At 50.6% G+C, this 255-nt stretch carries 1 rRNA gene; it reads right to left on the reverse strand.

Annotation, left to right across the window (positions count from 1 at the left end):
• A 16S ribosomal RNA gene (locus tag NE473_RS32455) occupies positions 1-230 on the reverse strand; the annotation flags it as partial.
• Positions 231-255 lie beyond the last annotated feature (25 nt).

The raw sequence follows: 255 nt of genomic DNA on the forward strand, positions 1-255 counted from the left end.
GGAGTTTTTCACACCAGACCATGCGGCCCTGTGCGCTTATGCGGTATTAGCAGTCATTTCTAACTGTTATCCCCCAGTGTAAGGCAGGTTACCCACGCGTTACTCACCCGTCCGCCGCTAAGTCAATTTCAAATCCATCCGAAAACTTCATCGAAACCGCTTCGCTCGACTTGCATGTGTTAAGCACGCCGCCAGCGTTCATCCTGAGCCAGGATCGAACTCTCATGTTAAATGATTCGTTTGATCCGGGGTCAA

Origin of the sequence: Hungatella sp. SL.1.14 (assembly GCF_024460495.1) — a bacterium.
Classification (GTDB): domain Bacteria; phylum Bacillota; class Clostridia; order Lachnospirales; family Lachnospiraceae; genus Hungatella; species Hungatella hathewayi.